General features: G+C 43.8%; 17 protein-coding genes and 1 other RNA gene. 12 read left to right on the forward strand and 6 right to left on the reverse strand.

The window, feature by feature from the left end:
* Window positions 1–26 precede the first annotated feature (26 nt).
* Both OCV56_RS04670 and OCV56_RS04675 read left to right on the forward strand, forming a co-directional pair.
* Window positions 27–482: an Lrp/AsnC family transcriptional regulator gene (locus OCV56_RS04670; protein ID WP_086712314.1), complete on the forward strand. Its 456-nt coding sequence runs from the start codon at window positions 27–29 to the stop codon at window positions 480–482.
* A 71-nt stretch (window positions 483–553) separates the two neighbouring features.
* Window positions 554–1,210 carry a hypothetical protein gene (locus OCV56_RS04675; protein ID WP_086712313.1) on the forward strand — a complete coding sequence of 219 codons (657 nt, stop codon included), beginning with the start codon at window positions 554–556 and terminating at the stop codon, window positions 1,208–1,210.
* Window positions 1,211–1,335: 125 nt separating this feature from the next.
* On the opposite strand, the gene tesB is transcribed toward OCV56_RS04675, so the two are convergent.
* Window positions 1,336–2,196, reverse strand: a complete 861-nt coding sequence (gene tesB / locus OCV56_RS04680) for an acyl-CoA thioesterase II (protein WP_086712368.1) — start codon at window positions 2,194–2,196, stop codon at window positions 1,336–1,338.
* Between the two features lie 168 nt (window positions 2,197–2,364).
* On the opposite strand from tesB, the gene OCV56_RS04685 reads away from it, so the two are divergent.
* Window positions 2,365–2,805 (forward strand): YbaY family lipoprotein, encoded by a 441-nt coding sequence (locus tag OCV56_RS04685; protein ID WP_048616800.1) that lies wholly within the window; start codon window positions 2,365–2,367, stop codon window positions 2,803–2,805.
* Window positions 2,806–2,880: 75 nt separating this feature from the next.
* Here the strand turns inward: OCV56_RS04685 and OCV56_RS04690 are convergent, their stop codons facing one another.
* Window positions 2,881–3,183: an MGMT family protein gene (locus tag OCV56_RS04690; protein WP_086712312.1), complete on the reverse strand. Its 303-nt coding sequence runs from the start codon at window positions 3,181–3,183 to the stop codon at window positions 2,881–2,883.
* Window positions 3,184–3,234: 51 nt separating this feature from the next.
* Between OCV56_RS04690 and OCV56_RS04695 the strand changes: the two genes are divergently transcribed.
* Both OCV56_RS04695 and ffs read left to right on the forward strand, forming a co-directional pair.
* Window positions 3,235–3,978, forward strand: coding sequence for a VP0952 family biofilm-associated protein (locus OCV56_RS04695; protein ID WP_086712311.1), 744 nt, complete (start codon window positions 3,235–3,237; stop codon window positions 3,976–3,978).
* Window positions 3,979–4,173: 195 nt separating this feature from the next.
* An RNA gene (gene ffs / locus OCV56_RS04700) (signal recognition particle sRNA small type) lies at window positions 4,174–4,270 on the forward strand.
* 108 nt (window positions 4,271–4,378) lie between these two features.
* Here the strand turns inward: ffs and OCV56_RS04705 are convergent.
* Both OCV56_RS04705 and OCV56_RS04710 read right to left on the reverse strand, forming a co-directional pair.
* On the reverse strand, window positions 4,379–5,140 hold the full coding sequence (locus tag OCV56_RS04705) for a transporter substrate-binding domain-containing protein (RefSeq protein ID WP_086712310.1): 762 nt from the start codon (window positions 5,138–5,140) through the stop codon (window positions 4,379–4,381).
* Window positions 5,141–5,302: 162 nt separating this feature from the next.
* Window positions 5,303–5,641, reverse strand: coding sequence for a hypothetical protein (locus tag OCV56_RS04710; RefSeq protein WP_086712309.1), 339 nt, complete (start codon window positions 5,639–5,641; stop codon window positions 5,303–5,305).
* 225 nt (window positions 5,642–5,866) lie between these two features.
* On the opposite strand from OCV56_RS04710, the gene OCV56_RS04715 reads away from it, so the two are divergent.
* The 7 genes from OCV56_RS04715 (at window position 5,867) to OCV56_RS04745 (ending at window position 10,973) form a co-directional block, all read left to right on the forward strand.
* Window positions 5,867–6,700, forward strand: a complete 834-nt coding sequence (locus OCV56_RS04715; RefSeq protein ID WP_086712308.1) for an AraC family transcriptional regulator — start codon at window positions 5,867–5,869, stop codon at window positions 6,698–6,700.
* Between the two features lie 104 nt (window positions 6,701–6,804).
* Window positions 6,805–7,533, forward strand: coding sequence for an AzlC family ABC transporter permease (locus tag OCV56_RS04720; RefSeq protein WP_086712307.1), 729 nt, complete (start codon window positions 6,805–6,807; stop codon window positions 7,531–7,533).
* 2 nt (window positions 7,534–7,535) lie between these two features.
* Window positions 7,536–7,865: an AzlD domain-containing protein gene (locus OCV56_RS04725; RefSeq protein ID WP_086712306.1), complete on the forward strand. Its 330-nt coding sequence runs from the start codon at window positions 7,536–7,538 to the stop codon at window positions 7,863–7,865.
* A 319-nt stretch (window positions 7,866–8,184) separates the two neighbouring features.
* A complete protein-coding gene (locus OCV56_RS04730; RefSeq protein ID WP_086712305.1) occupies window positions 8,185–8,676 on the forward strand; it encodes a DUF2059 domain-containing protein in 492 nt (163 codons plus the stop codon).
* 192 nt (window positions 8,677–8,868) lie between these two features.
* A complete protein-coding gene (locus OCV56_RS04735) occupies window positions 8,869–9,636 on the forward strand; it encodes a ribonuclease H1 domain-containing protein (protein ID WP_086712303.1) in 768 nt (255 codons plus the stop codon).
* A 92-nt stretch (window positions 9,637–9,728) separates the two neighbouring features.
* On the forward strand, window positions 9,729–10,505 hold the full coding sequence (locus OCV56_RS04740; protein WP_086712302.1) for a phosphotransferase family protein: 777 nt from the start codon (window positions 9,729–9,731) through the stop codon (window positions 10,503–10,505).
* 33 nt (window positions 10,506–10,538) lie between these two features.
* Entirely contained in the window at window positions 10,539–10,973 is a 435-nt protein-coding gene (locus OCV56_RS04745; RefSeq protein ID WP_086712301.1) for a GNAT family N-acetyltransferase, read from the forward strand.
* Window positions 10,974–10,988: 15 nt separating this feature from the next.
* On the opposite strand, the gene OCV56_RS04750 is transcribed toward OCV56_RS04745, so the two are convergent.
* Window positions 10,989–12,332 carry an ABC1 kinase family protein gene (locus OCV56_RS04750; RefSeq protein ID WP_086712300.1) on the reverse strand — a complete coding sequence of 448 codons (1,344 nt, stop codon included), beginning with the start codon at window positions 12,330–12,332 and terminating at the stop codon, window positions 10,989–10,991.
* Between the two features lie 221 nt (window positions 12,333–12,553).
* Window positions 12,554–12,940 (reverse strand): thiol-disulfide oxidoreductase DCC family protein, encoded by a 387-nt coding sequence (locus OCV56_RS04755; protein ID WP_086712367.1) that lies wholly within the window; start codon window positions 12,938–12,940, stop codon window positions 12,554–12,556.
* Window positions 12,941–12,961: the final 21 nt, after the last annotated feature.

Consider the following 12,961-nt stretch of genomic DNA (forward strand, 5'->3'; position numbering starts at 1 on the left):
CTATTTAAAAGCGATTTGGTGAAAGTGTGATAGATGCCGTAGATAAAAAAATATTAGCGTTATTACAAGAAGACAGCACTCTGTCATTGAACGATATTTCTGAAGCCGTCAACCTCACCACCACGCCTTGCTGGAAGCGTCTAAAGCGTCTTGAAGAGAACGGCATCATTGAAAAAAGAGTGGCGTTGCTGAATCCTGAAAAGTTAGATCTTTCTTTTACCGCGTTCGTATTGGTGAAAACCAGCGATCACTCTCATGAGTGGTATGGGCGCTTTGTGAATACTGTGTCGGAATTTCCAGAAGTGATGGAGTTTTACCGCATGGCCGGTGAGTATGATTATATGATGAAGGTGCAGGTTAAAGACATGAAGTGCTTTGATGACTTCTATAAGCGCTTAGTTAATAGTATTGATGGCATTTCTAATGTGACCTCAACGTTTGCGATGGAACCATTGAAATACACAACAGCACTACCACTATAATTAGCCTTAGCACCACGCTACATCTTGTCTCAGTTTAGACATCGCCTCTGCGATAAAGAAAAGGATTATTCATGTTTGCAAAAGTCTCTACCGCTATCCAATTGGTGTTAGCTGCCTCCATTTTTTATTTGGGCTACACCATATATTCATTTACTAATAAAGTCGGTGAAATTGTCGATACCTATCCTCAGGTTATTGAGGATCTTTCTGTTCTAACTAAAGAGCTAAAAGTCGAAGAGTTTCTGATGCTGGCGGAGCACATCGACGAGTTGGCGCCACAGATGCTCGATACCGTAGAAGATGTTCGAAAGACGGTTGAGAAGGTGAACAAAACGGTTGCATCGGTCGACAGTAAAATCCCGTCTATCCTAGACGAAGTGAAAAACGTTCGAACGGAAGTTGAGCAGGTAAGAACGGACGTCATCCCACCAACGTTGACTGAACTTAAGCGCTATCGTGTTGACGTTATGCCGCCAATGCTTGCTGAAAGTAAGTCTTACCGCGAACAGACTATTCCTGTTATCGTCACTGAGTCTGAAATGCTACGAGCAGAAGTACCGAGTATTTTGGCACAAGCTAATTTGTTAGCTGATAAGAGCAAAGAGCTCGCTCAAGGGGCCGCAGAGGGCGCGGTGAAAGGCGTAGTGCTATCACCATTTAACTTATTGCGAGATGCGGGAGATGGTATAAAAACTCGCGTACAAGGTGAGTTTGAACCCGCAGAGTAAGGGAACTTGGGGTTGGTTTTTTAGTTTGGTGCGTTGTCACCTTTGATGGAAAGAGGCTAGGTATGACACCTCGCCTCTTTCTATTTTGATGTAGCTTGTTTATTCAACTTAGAAGTAATTATTCGTTACTTAGTAAAACGCATTACACCTTCTTGTACTGCCGTCGCGACTAACTCACCTTTTTGGTTAAAGATCTCACCGCGAACTAGGCCGCGAGTGTTAGCCGCCGTTGGGCTTTCAATCGCATAAAGCAGCCATTCGTCCATCTTGAACGGACGATGGAACCAGATTGAATGGTCGATCGTCGCTACTTGGAAATTTGGTGTCATGATAGAGACTTCATGAGGGTGAAGTGCCGTAACCAAGAATCCCCAATCTGATGCGTAAGCAAGCAGGTATTGGTGAATCAATTGGTTGTCTGGCATCGCGCCGTTTGCTCTAACCCAAAGGTATTGCTTCGCTTCTGTCTTTTTAGGCTTCAGTGGATTCACGACCGTCACTGGGCGCATCTCAATTGGCTTTTCGCCACAGAAGGTTTTGCGCAGTTTCTCTGGTAGGAATTCAGCAATGTGGCTTGCTAACTCTGTTTCTGATGCAAAGTTCTCTGGTCCAGGAATATCAGGCATGGCATTTTGATGTTCAAACCCAGGGGCATCACCATGGTAAGAAGCCGTGAGATAGAAAATAGGGCGGCCATTTTGAATCGCTTTCACACGGCGCGTGCTGAAGCTGCGCCCATCTCTTAGGTTCTCAACATCGTAAATGATTGGCTTTTCAGGATCGCCGGGAAACAGAAAATAACTGTGGAAAGAGTGAACACTACGATCGTCTTGAACGGTATAACGAGCAGCAGAAAGTGCTTGTCCCAATACCTGACCGCCGTAAACTTGCGGAAGTCCCAGGTTCTCACTTTGCCCACGGAACAAACCTTCCTCCAGTTTCTCTAGCTGAAGTAAATTTAGTAATTCTTTTAAAGGTTGACTCATCGCCAGCATTCCTCTTCGTAAAATGAGTGTCAGATTATGGTGCTAATCATTTAGCTTAGTCAGATATCTGTCAATAAATCATAGGGTTTCAAGACAGAATATGAAAGCTCTCTTATAATTGGTGAGTAGATTTGCCGAGTCCGGCAAACATGTTGAGAGAAATTGAATATGAAAAAGGCTCTAATTCTTATTACGTCTTTAGTATCGTTTGGTCTACTTGTGGGTTGCCAAGCAACATCAGAAACGAACGCTTCTCAAGAAGTGGTTGCAGAGAACACTCAAGTGATTTCAGGAACAGTTAGCTACCGTGAAAGAATTGCATTACCAGAGAATGCAGTGGTTACCGTTACGCTAGAAGATATTTCACTGGCCGATGCCCCATCTACGGTTATCGCGACTCAAGAGTTCACCACAGACGGTAAGCAAGTACCGTTTGCATTCGAGCTGAGCTACGACAACGACAAAATTAAAGCTAACCATCGTTACAATATGCGCGCAGCGATTCACGTTGACGGTAAACTACGCTTCACGACTGATACCATTAAGTCAGTAATTACTGATGTAGAAAACACACAGCAAGCAGACCTACGTTTGGTTGGTGTTCGTTAATCAGAAATCGATGCCCGCGTTAAGGCATCTTGATTGGTTTAACTTAGCCAGTTGAATTGGCGATTAGTGGCAGCTTTAGGGCTGCCATTTGTATATTCTGAGCTTAACTTTTCCTGCCTCACTCACTTCAACCCCTTCTTTAACCAAATGCTGCTTTTGTCGGTCGAACGAATCACCCTTTAAAGATATTTCACCCTTACTATTAATCACTCGATACCAAGGCAATTTGCTACCTTCTGGCAGGTTACCCAGTGCTTTTCCTACATGGCGCGCGTAGCCCGGGAATCCTGAAAAACGTGCTATATCTCCATAAGTTGTTACTTTTCCATATGGAATTTGGTGAATCACAGCAAAGATTTGGCTTAAAAATTGGTCCATACTAAATGTTCCTAGTTCATTAATACCACGGATCGGTAGAAGGAGAGGGCTATGGTATTTTCAACATTTCAGTTTTTGATAACCACATTATTAGCGGTTGTCTGTGCGAGAGCAATCAGTTTAAGTGACGGGGATATCCCAGTACTTGCAATGGTCATTCCTGCTCTATGGATTTTGCCGCAGGGGGGCATAGCAGGATTAGCTTTGCTTGTTTCCATGACTACTTATGGCTTAACCCTTCCTTTGCAGCCAATCACGCTCTCTGTTAGCGCATGGGTGCTGTTTCCACTGTTAATGGTGGTTTTCTCAAGACGCAGTAGTTTGTCGGTGGTGATTATTTCGGGTTTGATCGTGACTACTTTGCAGGTCGGGATTATGGTCACGCAATCAGCAGGCAAGCTTGATGGTACGCCATGGGTGACTCTATTACAGGTCTTGTCCATCATGGTTATTTGGTGGGCCGCTAATCACCTTAAACCAGCGAGTCGACACAGCTGGTGGTCATTAGTTTTGATACTTCCATTATGGATAGCCGATTTACCTTATGCTGCTTTGGTTGCCTTGTGTATTACTGGCATCATGGCATCGATGGAAACACTCACACGCTTGAAAACTTTCCGTTGGAATAAGTTACTGTGTTGGACGCTGCCCACGGTAGGCTTTGCTGCCTTGGTGATTACTCCAAGTATCGAAGTACCAAGCCCTGTATTTGTAGTGTGGTTATGCCTGTTAGGAACGGCATGGATGACGGACTACATTATTCGTACTGAAGATAACGAAGACATCGATATCTAGTTAGTACTGACATTGAACTATCAATCGTGGGTAAATGATGAATTTACCTGCGATTTTCTAATGGTTTGAATAAAGGATAAGCACTTAGACCGTAATTGTTTAAAAATAGGGTGGAAGGGCTTGCAATGGTTGCTGTGATGCTTAATAATCCACTCACTCTTTGAGGCAAGCCTCTTAGAAAACGAATCTATGGGGGCCTGGTCCTCCCGCAACAATAGCTCGTGAACTCGGTCAGGCCTGGAAGGGAGCAGCCGCAGCGAGTGACTTGTGTGCCGGGATGTGGCTGGGTTCCCACCCCTTAAAAAAGCCGCTCTTAACGAGCGGCTTTTTGCTTTCTGAAGCTTTCTAAAAATTGAACAACAATTTTCATCAGTGAAGCTCATTCATTCTGTGCGCTAGGCTATTCATAAATACTGTATGAGAAGTACTTGCTAGCAATCTTTTGGTGTTGACCATTGTCGATCAGTCTTTGTATACCATCATCAATAAGATCTTTGAGTTCATTGTCTTGTTTTCGTACCGCTACACCAATACCACGTCCGAACCATTTCTCTTCGGTGAATTTAGGGCCTGTAAAGTGATAGTCCTTACCTTGTTCTGTTTCAAGAAACCCCGCATTGAGCCCCATAGAGCCACCAAATACGGTATCGAGACGACCGTTGAGTAAATCGGTAAAGGCTTCGTCGAATGAGCCGTAACGTTTAATGTCTACATCTGGGTAAATCTCAGAAAGGTACTTATCGCCAATAGTTGCTCGCTGAACCCCGATAGTTAGGTCATTCAAGCTGTCGTCGCTCATATTGATCTCTCGATCTTTCTTCATCACAAAACGAGTAGGAACTTTTGCGTAGGGGATAGTGAAGTTAACTTTCTTTTCACGTTCTTCGGTAATTGTCATCGCCGCTATTATCGCATCGTTTTTTCGGCTTAGAAGAGATGGGATAATACCGTCCCAATCTGTTTTTGAGATGATGCACTTCACCTCTAGCTCGATACACAGTGCGTTGGCCAAATCGACTTCAAATCCCTCTAAGTCGCCGTCCTGCGTTGTCCAACTGAATGGAGGGTAAGCCCCTTCAACAGTAAATCGAATTTGTTTCCAATCTTTTGCGTATGTGAATACAGAGAAAACACTGACGAATGCAACAAGTATCCATTTCATTTTTTATTTCCTTATAGTAATAATGGATACTGATAATTAACCACTTGTTAACATTTATCAATGTGAATACATATTGATGTGAGCAAAGGCATGAACGGTGTTTAGTTTGTTTGAGCTCTATTTCTAGAGGTGGCTTTTGTGCATCACATTGAGTTTGACCTCTCAATTAGCAGGCAACACCACCGCAGACGCTTCTTCCTCAGAGTCTTCTTTGTCTTCCACTTGTTCAGCAACCCAATCAATCGTCTTTGTTAGATAGAGCTTGTTGGTTTCGGTATCGCACCAACGTTTTGATAATCCTCTTCGATTAAATTCACTGCCAATTGCTGCGAGTGTCTGGTTACTGGAACGTCCGTAATACAAGGTGTCGCACAGTTCTAGGTTAGACATAGATTGCGGATACGTATTAACCGAAGATGAGTTTATACTCAGTGCTTTTGATTGGTTATGAGTGCACCCTGTTAGGCTCAGGAAAAAGAAAAGGATTAGTATGTTTTTCATGGTGTATCAGGTCTATTGCCGATGATTTGAAGACAGTATTGGCTGGTATGATTGAATTATTGTCAATTTTTCGCCAACTCGTTCTAGATCCAGACTCTCCTCCCAGTTAGTAAGCCAAGAATAAAACGGTATTAGCAAACAAAAGCGCAATTTTGTACAAAAGTTGAAAGAGCCTATAGAGTAGACTGATAAGTCGCTCGATAATTAACAGGCTTGGGAATTGTTATGGAGAACAAGAAACGTTCTAAAGAAAAGGCCGAATATAAGATAACGGAAGAGCTTGGTGGCCTTGAAATTCTTAATGCTGAATATGAAAAGCAGAACTTCTCACGCCATAGCCATGAGGGCTACACGCTTGGCGTCATCGAGCAGGGCGCTCAGCGTTTTTATAGAACGGGTGGTCACCATATCGCTCCACAAGACGCTATTATTCTGGTCAATGCTGATGAGGTACATAGTGGTCACTCTGCCACTGAAGGCGGCTGGGCGTATCGTGCGATGTACCCTCTTCCAGAGCAACTTGCCAAGATCACTCAAGAGCTCAACCTTCCTAATTACGGAGCACCTTATTTCCCAAGAGCCGTTGTAGAAGATCCAGAACTCGCCAATCAATTGAGATTGGTCTTCAACACGATTGATGAATCCGACAATCGCTTGTTAAGAGAAACATTGATGTATGGGATGTTGGTTAAGTTGATTAGCCGACATGGAAAATCGCCGCTTAACCCTCAACTCGATGGAAAAACTCAGCGCCAGCTTATCTTAGTGAAAGAGTTCTTAGATGACTTTCCACAAGCTGATGTATCGCTGGAGGAACTATCTAAGCTAGCAGCTTTGAGCCCGTTTCACTTAGTACGTTCTTTTCAGAAAGAGTTTGGTCTTCCGCCGCATGCGTATCAAATCCAATCTCGATTAAGACTTTCTCGCAAGCTGCTGAAGCAAGGGCATACCATTTCAGATACTGCCCAAGAGTGTGGTTTTCACGACCAAAGCCATTTTCATCGACACTTTAAAAAGGCCAATGGCTACACGCCGGGGCAATACATCAAAATGCTTTGAGCGTCGGCGAAAAATACGGTCGCTTAATCGAGCAAGTTTGTACAATCGAATCCACTCAGGTGTTTTTACATTGAATAGACAATGTGAAGAGAGAAAAGAACAATATGGATAATCAAAAGATAGATAGGCGTACGCAGCTGTGGAAGGGCGTTTTAGCGGGCATGCCTCTGAGTATCGCCGTGATACCGTGGGGAATCTTAGCTGGCTCATACGCGATTGATGCTGGATTGAATCAACTGCAAGCACAAGCGATGTCGGCGATCTTGTTTGCCGGCTCCGCACAACTGGTCGCTGCAGGGATGTTCAAAGCAGGTATTGGTCTTGGCACTATGTTGCTGACCACACTGTTCATCACCTCAAGACACTTTTTATATAGTGTGTCGATGCGCGAAAAGATAAGCCACCTTCCTGCTCGTTGGCGTTTATTGCTTGGCTTTTGGTTAACAGATGAGCTGTTTGCGATTTGTAGTGGGCAGTCTCAGCAAGAGTTCAATCGTTGGTATGCTGCGGGTGTTGGCGGCGGTTTTTATCTGGTTTGGAATATCGCGAGCTTCGTTGGCATTGTCGCTGGAAGCCAAATTCCATCCCTTAATGAAATTGGCCTCGACTTTGCGGTCGCCGCGACTTTCATTGCGTTGGTATTCCCGTTAATCAGAACATTGCCTGTTGTGGTGTGCGTGTTGGTTTCATTGGTGACTTCGGTTGCTATGTCGGTGAATAACGTTGAAGGCGGGCTCATGATTGCAGCAATTGCTGGCATGTTAGCGGGCTTTTTCAGTGAGTCATTTCAAGAGCGCAATAACGGCAAAAAGCCAATCATAGAAGGAAAATAGAGATGATTTGGTTAACGATATTACTTATGACAGCAATTGTTTTCTTTAGTCGATACTTGTTTCTTGAGCCTGCCATTCCGCTGCGACTCAACCAAACCGCGCGACGTTTATTGCGTTATTCAAGTCCGGCAGTGCTGACCGCGATTTGGGGGCCAATTGTATTTGCACCAGAACAAACATTTTGGCCAAGCCTAGAGAACCCTTACTTGATAGGCGCGCTGGTTACTGGCTTGCTGATTTGGAAAACAGGCAATGTGCTACTAACGATCGGCGTTAGCATGGGCGTGTTCTTGTTCTACAATCTTGTCGCGGTTGATTTCCTTTTTCATTAATACCTAGCTCAATTGATATGGCATGTCACGCCATTAGTTATCCTCGTTTCAAGTGTATGACTCATTACTTGAAACGAGTGCTTTTAGGCTCTGGTTCTCTTGTGGCTCTTTATTCAAAAGCGCTCTGTTCCTCTCTTCGTCTTCCTCATATCTGTCCAATAAATCCCTAACATTAAAATGCAATTGATTTTATATTATTTTGTACTGTTTAATTCGTTTTACTTATGGATAAAAAGTGAGTAAATTTGCAAACAATTCAATGTGTTGAGATGTTTGGGAAGATATTTCACCTGTTTTACAAAGCTAAAGGGACCTCAAAATGTACAGATTTTTCGCAATTTTATTTCTACTCGTACCGCTGCAATTATCAGCGGCACAAGATGATAGGCAAGCTCTGATAAAAGAGCTTCTTCAGATTATGGATGTCGATTCCACGTTGGACGCGGTATACGTTCAAATGGATAGCATGATGGCTAATATGTCTAAAGACCTAGGGGTTTCAGAGTCAGAACAAGCTATTTTTGATGATTACTATCAGGGCATGAACGACTTAATGAAAGAGGAGGTTAGCTGGCAAAAGCTAGAACCAGGAATTGTAACGATTTACAGCAATCAATTCACTGAAGAAGAGCTCGGTGCAATGATCGATTTCTACAAAACAGAACATGGAAAAAGCATTCTGAAAAAAATGCCAACCGTGACAACAGAGTCAATGATCATGACTCAATCGTTAATGCAACAAGTTCTCCCAAAAGTTCAAAAGCTAACGACCAAACTAAAACAAGACCTTGAAGCACATAGAGGTTCCTGATTAGAAGCCGTTAGGTTTGTGATTAGAAATAACGCTCTATACTTGGTCGATAACGTAGATATTCTTGAAACACACGCTGTATTTCATGCAATGACTTATGTGTTTCAAGCTTAATCAGGCATAATTACTACCCCATAGCTGAATCATTTTAGGTGTGGGTATCGTGTATTTAGGTTCTGGTAAGGAGTTAGTTTGGCTAAGAAATATTATGTGGTTTGGAAAGGTCGCACACCTGGCATTTTTACTACTTGGAATGAGTGCAAAGCGCAAGTCGATGGTTTTGCTGGTGCGAGATATAAATCGTTTCCAACACTGGGCGAAGCAGAATCCGCATTCGGTGGTAAAACATCTTTTACGTCTAGCGCAGCGAAGCCTAGTTCGACGGGTAAGGCAACTAAAGCGAAGGTGCCACCTCTTTCAGAACAACAAATCACTGATATGCCTTTTGATATCAAGATCTTTACTGATGGGGCTTGTGAGCCAAACCCTGGTGAAGCAGGGACGGGACTAGCCGTTTACCAAAACAACCAATTAACAGAATTGTGGTATGGCTTGTATCAAGCTGTTGGTACCAATAATACCGCTGAGTTACATGGCCTTAAACAAGCCTTTTTACTAGCAAAAGAGAAGCTTCAAGAAGGTTTGTCGGTAGCAATTTATTGTGACTCTAAGTACTCAATCGACTGTATTACTAAATGGGCATCGGGCTGGGAGAAAAAGGGTTGGACCAAGTCAGGCGGTGAGATCAAAAACCTCGATATTATCAAGCCTGCCTATGCGCTATACCAAGAGCTAGCTTCTCAAATAACCATCCATCACGTTAATGGTCACGTTGGTATTGAAGGCAATGAACTTGCAGACAGAATGTCGATTGTTGCTATCTCAACGAAAGACGAAAACTTAAGTCGATATAATGAAACCACCGATATTTCGGAGATATTGGCTTTACGAGCAGGCTAACTCAAGCCTGGAGAATGAAATGCGAGTTAGGTTGTTCTGATGAAATTAAGGCACACTTCCCCCAACTTTATAGGATGCTTGAAAGGGAACTTATGAGCGATGAAGATTTGTCGAAAATGGGCTCGGCTAAAGTTTCATTGGTTGAACTCGACGGTACGACTTGTGTAAGAAAGCAAGGGGCTAGTGAAGTAGAGTCTGCGTTTTATCAACATGCCGCTCAACATCTCAAAGGGGTGAATAGCCCCGCTTTAATTTTGAATGATGGCCCCGATCTTTTCTTGGAATATATCCCTAACTCAATTCCTCTGAGTGAACTCCAACAAACAAGCAGCGTGTATGAGCAACTTGCGGACATCCATAATTCTCGCTACGTACCTACGTTTGATGTAAAACAGCATCGTTGGAATGAAAATGACACTGGCATCGCTTTAGCCTCGTTAAACTTACCACTGGTAACTCAAGATAGTCTCAAGTATATCCAGTCGCTAAGTCGTAGTATTTTTGACCATAACACCTTGATCTCTGGTGATGCGAACGAAGGAAATTGGGGCAGAAGAGACAATGGTGAGCTCGTATTATTTGATTGGGAGCGTTTTGGTTATGGCAGCCCAGCTATCGATTTGGCACCGCTCGTTTCCCGTATGGGTACTTTGTCTGACTATGAGTTTATTGTTGACCAGTACCTACCTCATAGCAGTCTGATTTCCCGAGAAGATTTAATAAGGCAATTGATCATCGCTAAAAGCTGGATCGTTGTCGAAGTCACGAATATATTAGTCTCGCGTAACAATCCTGAAGCTTCGAAATACATTCACTGGTTTAGGGAGCAATTACCAACTTGGCTAGCTACTGTGGAAGGTCAGCTGTAACAAGGGTGAAGCCAAATCTATCAAGGTCTATCTATGAATATTGTCTGTGCGGAAAAACAGGAACTGGCTGAAATTTACCAGCTTGAACATGCTTTGTTTGGTGACCATGCCTATCCGCAATTTTTCATTCGTCAGGCATTTGATTGCTGGGGAAAAGGCTTATTAGTTGCTAAGCAAGACTCTAAGATTGCGGGCTATGTCTTAACGACAACCACGGACACGCAGAATGAGTTTTGGGTCCTATCATTAGCGGTAGACCCGAACTATCGTGGTATGGGAATTGGCCGGAAACTGATGCAACAGGCGGTTGAGCAGCTGCCCCGAGACGCTAAGCTTTTGCTTACTGTAGACCCAAATAACACATCCGCTTGCGCGCTCTACGCGTCGATGGGGTTTTCTACGATCAAACAAGAAGAAAACTATTTCGGTGATGATGAGCCGAGGTTAGTGATGCAGCTTATCATCTAGATTGTTGCTAGCGTTTTAACTATCGTTTTTAGTGGTGCTTTTGCTCTCTGACATAAGATATGGAGTGACCAAGCGACTGATATTCACTTTCGCACCAAGGCGAGCCGCGAGTAGATACATACCTCCGATCTTTCGGTGTAAGAACAGCGCATCGGCAGGTGGGGTATGCCAGTACTCTTGTTCCATGCTCAGAATGGTGCCAGCTTCACGAAGACGTTGCGCTAAACCACTTGCTTTGAAGTCGTAGTCTTCGTCTACTAACATCGGCTCACAAGCCATCTTCACTAGGTTTAGAATCGCTTGGCGTTGTTCGGGAAGAATTGTCTCGCTAAAGAATCCAATCTGCTCTAACGCTTGGTTGAGCCCTTGCTCATCGCTGTTAATTACAGAAGAAAAGGCCAAGCGATAACCCTCGCTGAAGCGGTCACTGTACTCACGTGTTGCTCCGAAATCTAATAAGCCAATTTGTCGGGTGTTTTCAACGTATAGGTAGTTGGCGAAATTGGGGTCGGTTTGCACCATCTTAAAGTCGAACAATTCTCTGAATAGGAGCTCAAGCAAGCTGTGCATCACAAAGTCACGGGTGCTTTGGTCGTAACTTTCTATCTGTTCTATTGAGACTCCCTCAATAAAGTCCATGGCGAGCACGGATTCTGAAGAGACTTGCGGATGAATCTTAGGCACGACGAAGTGTGAGTGCTCTTTTAATGCACTGTGATAACGAGTCGCATAGTCAGCCTCGCGAGCATAGTCCGCTTCATCATGGAGCTGTTTTTTTGCTTCCTCTAACAAACCTTTGTAGTCGACAGATTTGGGAATCAAACCAACAATGTTGAGCAGTGTGCCTACGTTATCAACATCACTGTCGATGCTTTTTCGAATACCTGGGTATTGGACTTTGACGGCGAGTTTGTCCCCCGCATCATTATACGCTTGATGCACTTGCCCAATGGACGCACTGGCAATCGGTTTAAAGTTGAAGGAAAGGAATTCTGTTTTCCAATCGTTCCCAAGCGAGCTCTCTAAGACTTGATTGAGCTGCTTTGTTGGCAGTGGGTCAGCGTCTGAGCGTAGGCGAGAAAGAATGTCGGCTAATTCTGGCTCTAAGACATCCCCCGCATCCATTGAAAGCATCTGTCCCAATTTCATTGCAGCGCCACGTAGGTGCGCGAGTTGATCGGTCAGGCGAGCTATGTTCTGTGGCGTTAACAGCAAATCTTTTGCTTTGGGCCTATTACCTTGTGCGATTTGCTTGGTGCCTTCTGTTAGTACGTTACCTGCGACTCTTGTCGCCAACGAGGCGAACTTACTAAATCTAGAAAGTCGATGAGTGGGAAGGTTTCTCTCTTTTGCCGACATAAAGGTTCTCTCTGGGAATCGGGGTTCACTACAAAGTTCTATCAATCATTACACAACCGTTTGTCATGTTGTGATAACTTGTCGCCTGAATCAGTAACTCGATTGAAAAGGACAAAGCATGAAGTTTATTTGGTTGAAAGTCGCTCTTACCGTAATAGTATTTGCTGCACTGTTTGGTATCGTTTACTACAAAGTCGCCAGTGGTATGTCTTAACTCAATACTATTTCGTACAGCTGTTTCCATTGCAACGTGATTTTCCGGTTAGCCAGAATGAGATGTTATATCGATTCTTGGCAAACCTTAGGTAGCACCAGTCTGCAAACGGCTTAAATATGGCCCAGCGTAATGGCGCATAAAGCCAACCTTTTCCTACTAAGTTCCATGCTTGGTAAGTCACGTCTAAACCGAGCAGCAGCTCTCCGTTTTCGTCCAGTGCATGCAAAATAGTATTGGCTGCCTCGGCATCTATTTGCGGGTAGTTTGAAAACGCTTCACTGTAGATATCGATGGTCTGGATCTGATTTTTGGTATCAGATTTAATCAGCGCTGCCATCTCTTTTGCACAAAGTGGGCACGTTCCATCATAAAATATCGTAAGTAGTGTCATCGTCTTTTCGCCTATCATTTC

Source organism: Vibrio gigantis, assembly GCF_024347515.1.
In the GTDB taxonomy this organism is placed as follows: domain Bacteria; phylum Pseudomonadota; class Gammaproteobacteria; order Enterobacterales; family Vibrionaceae; genus Vibrio; species Vibrio gigantis.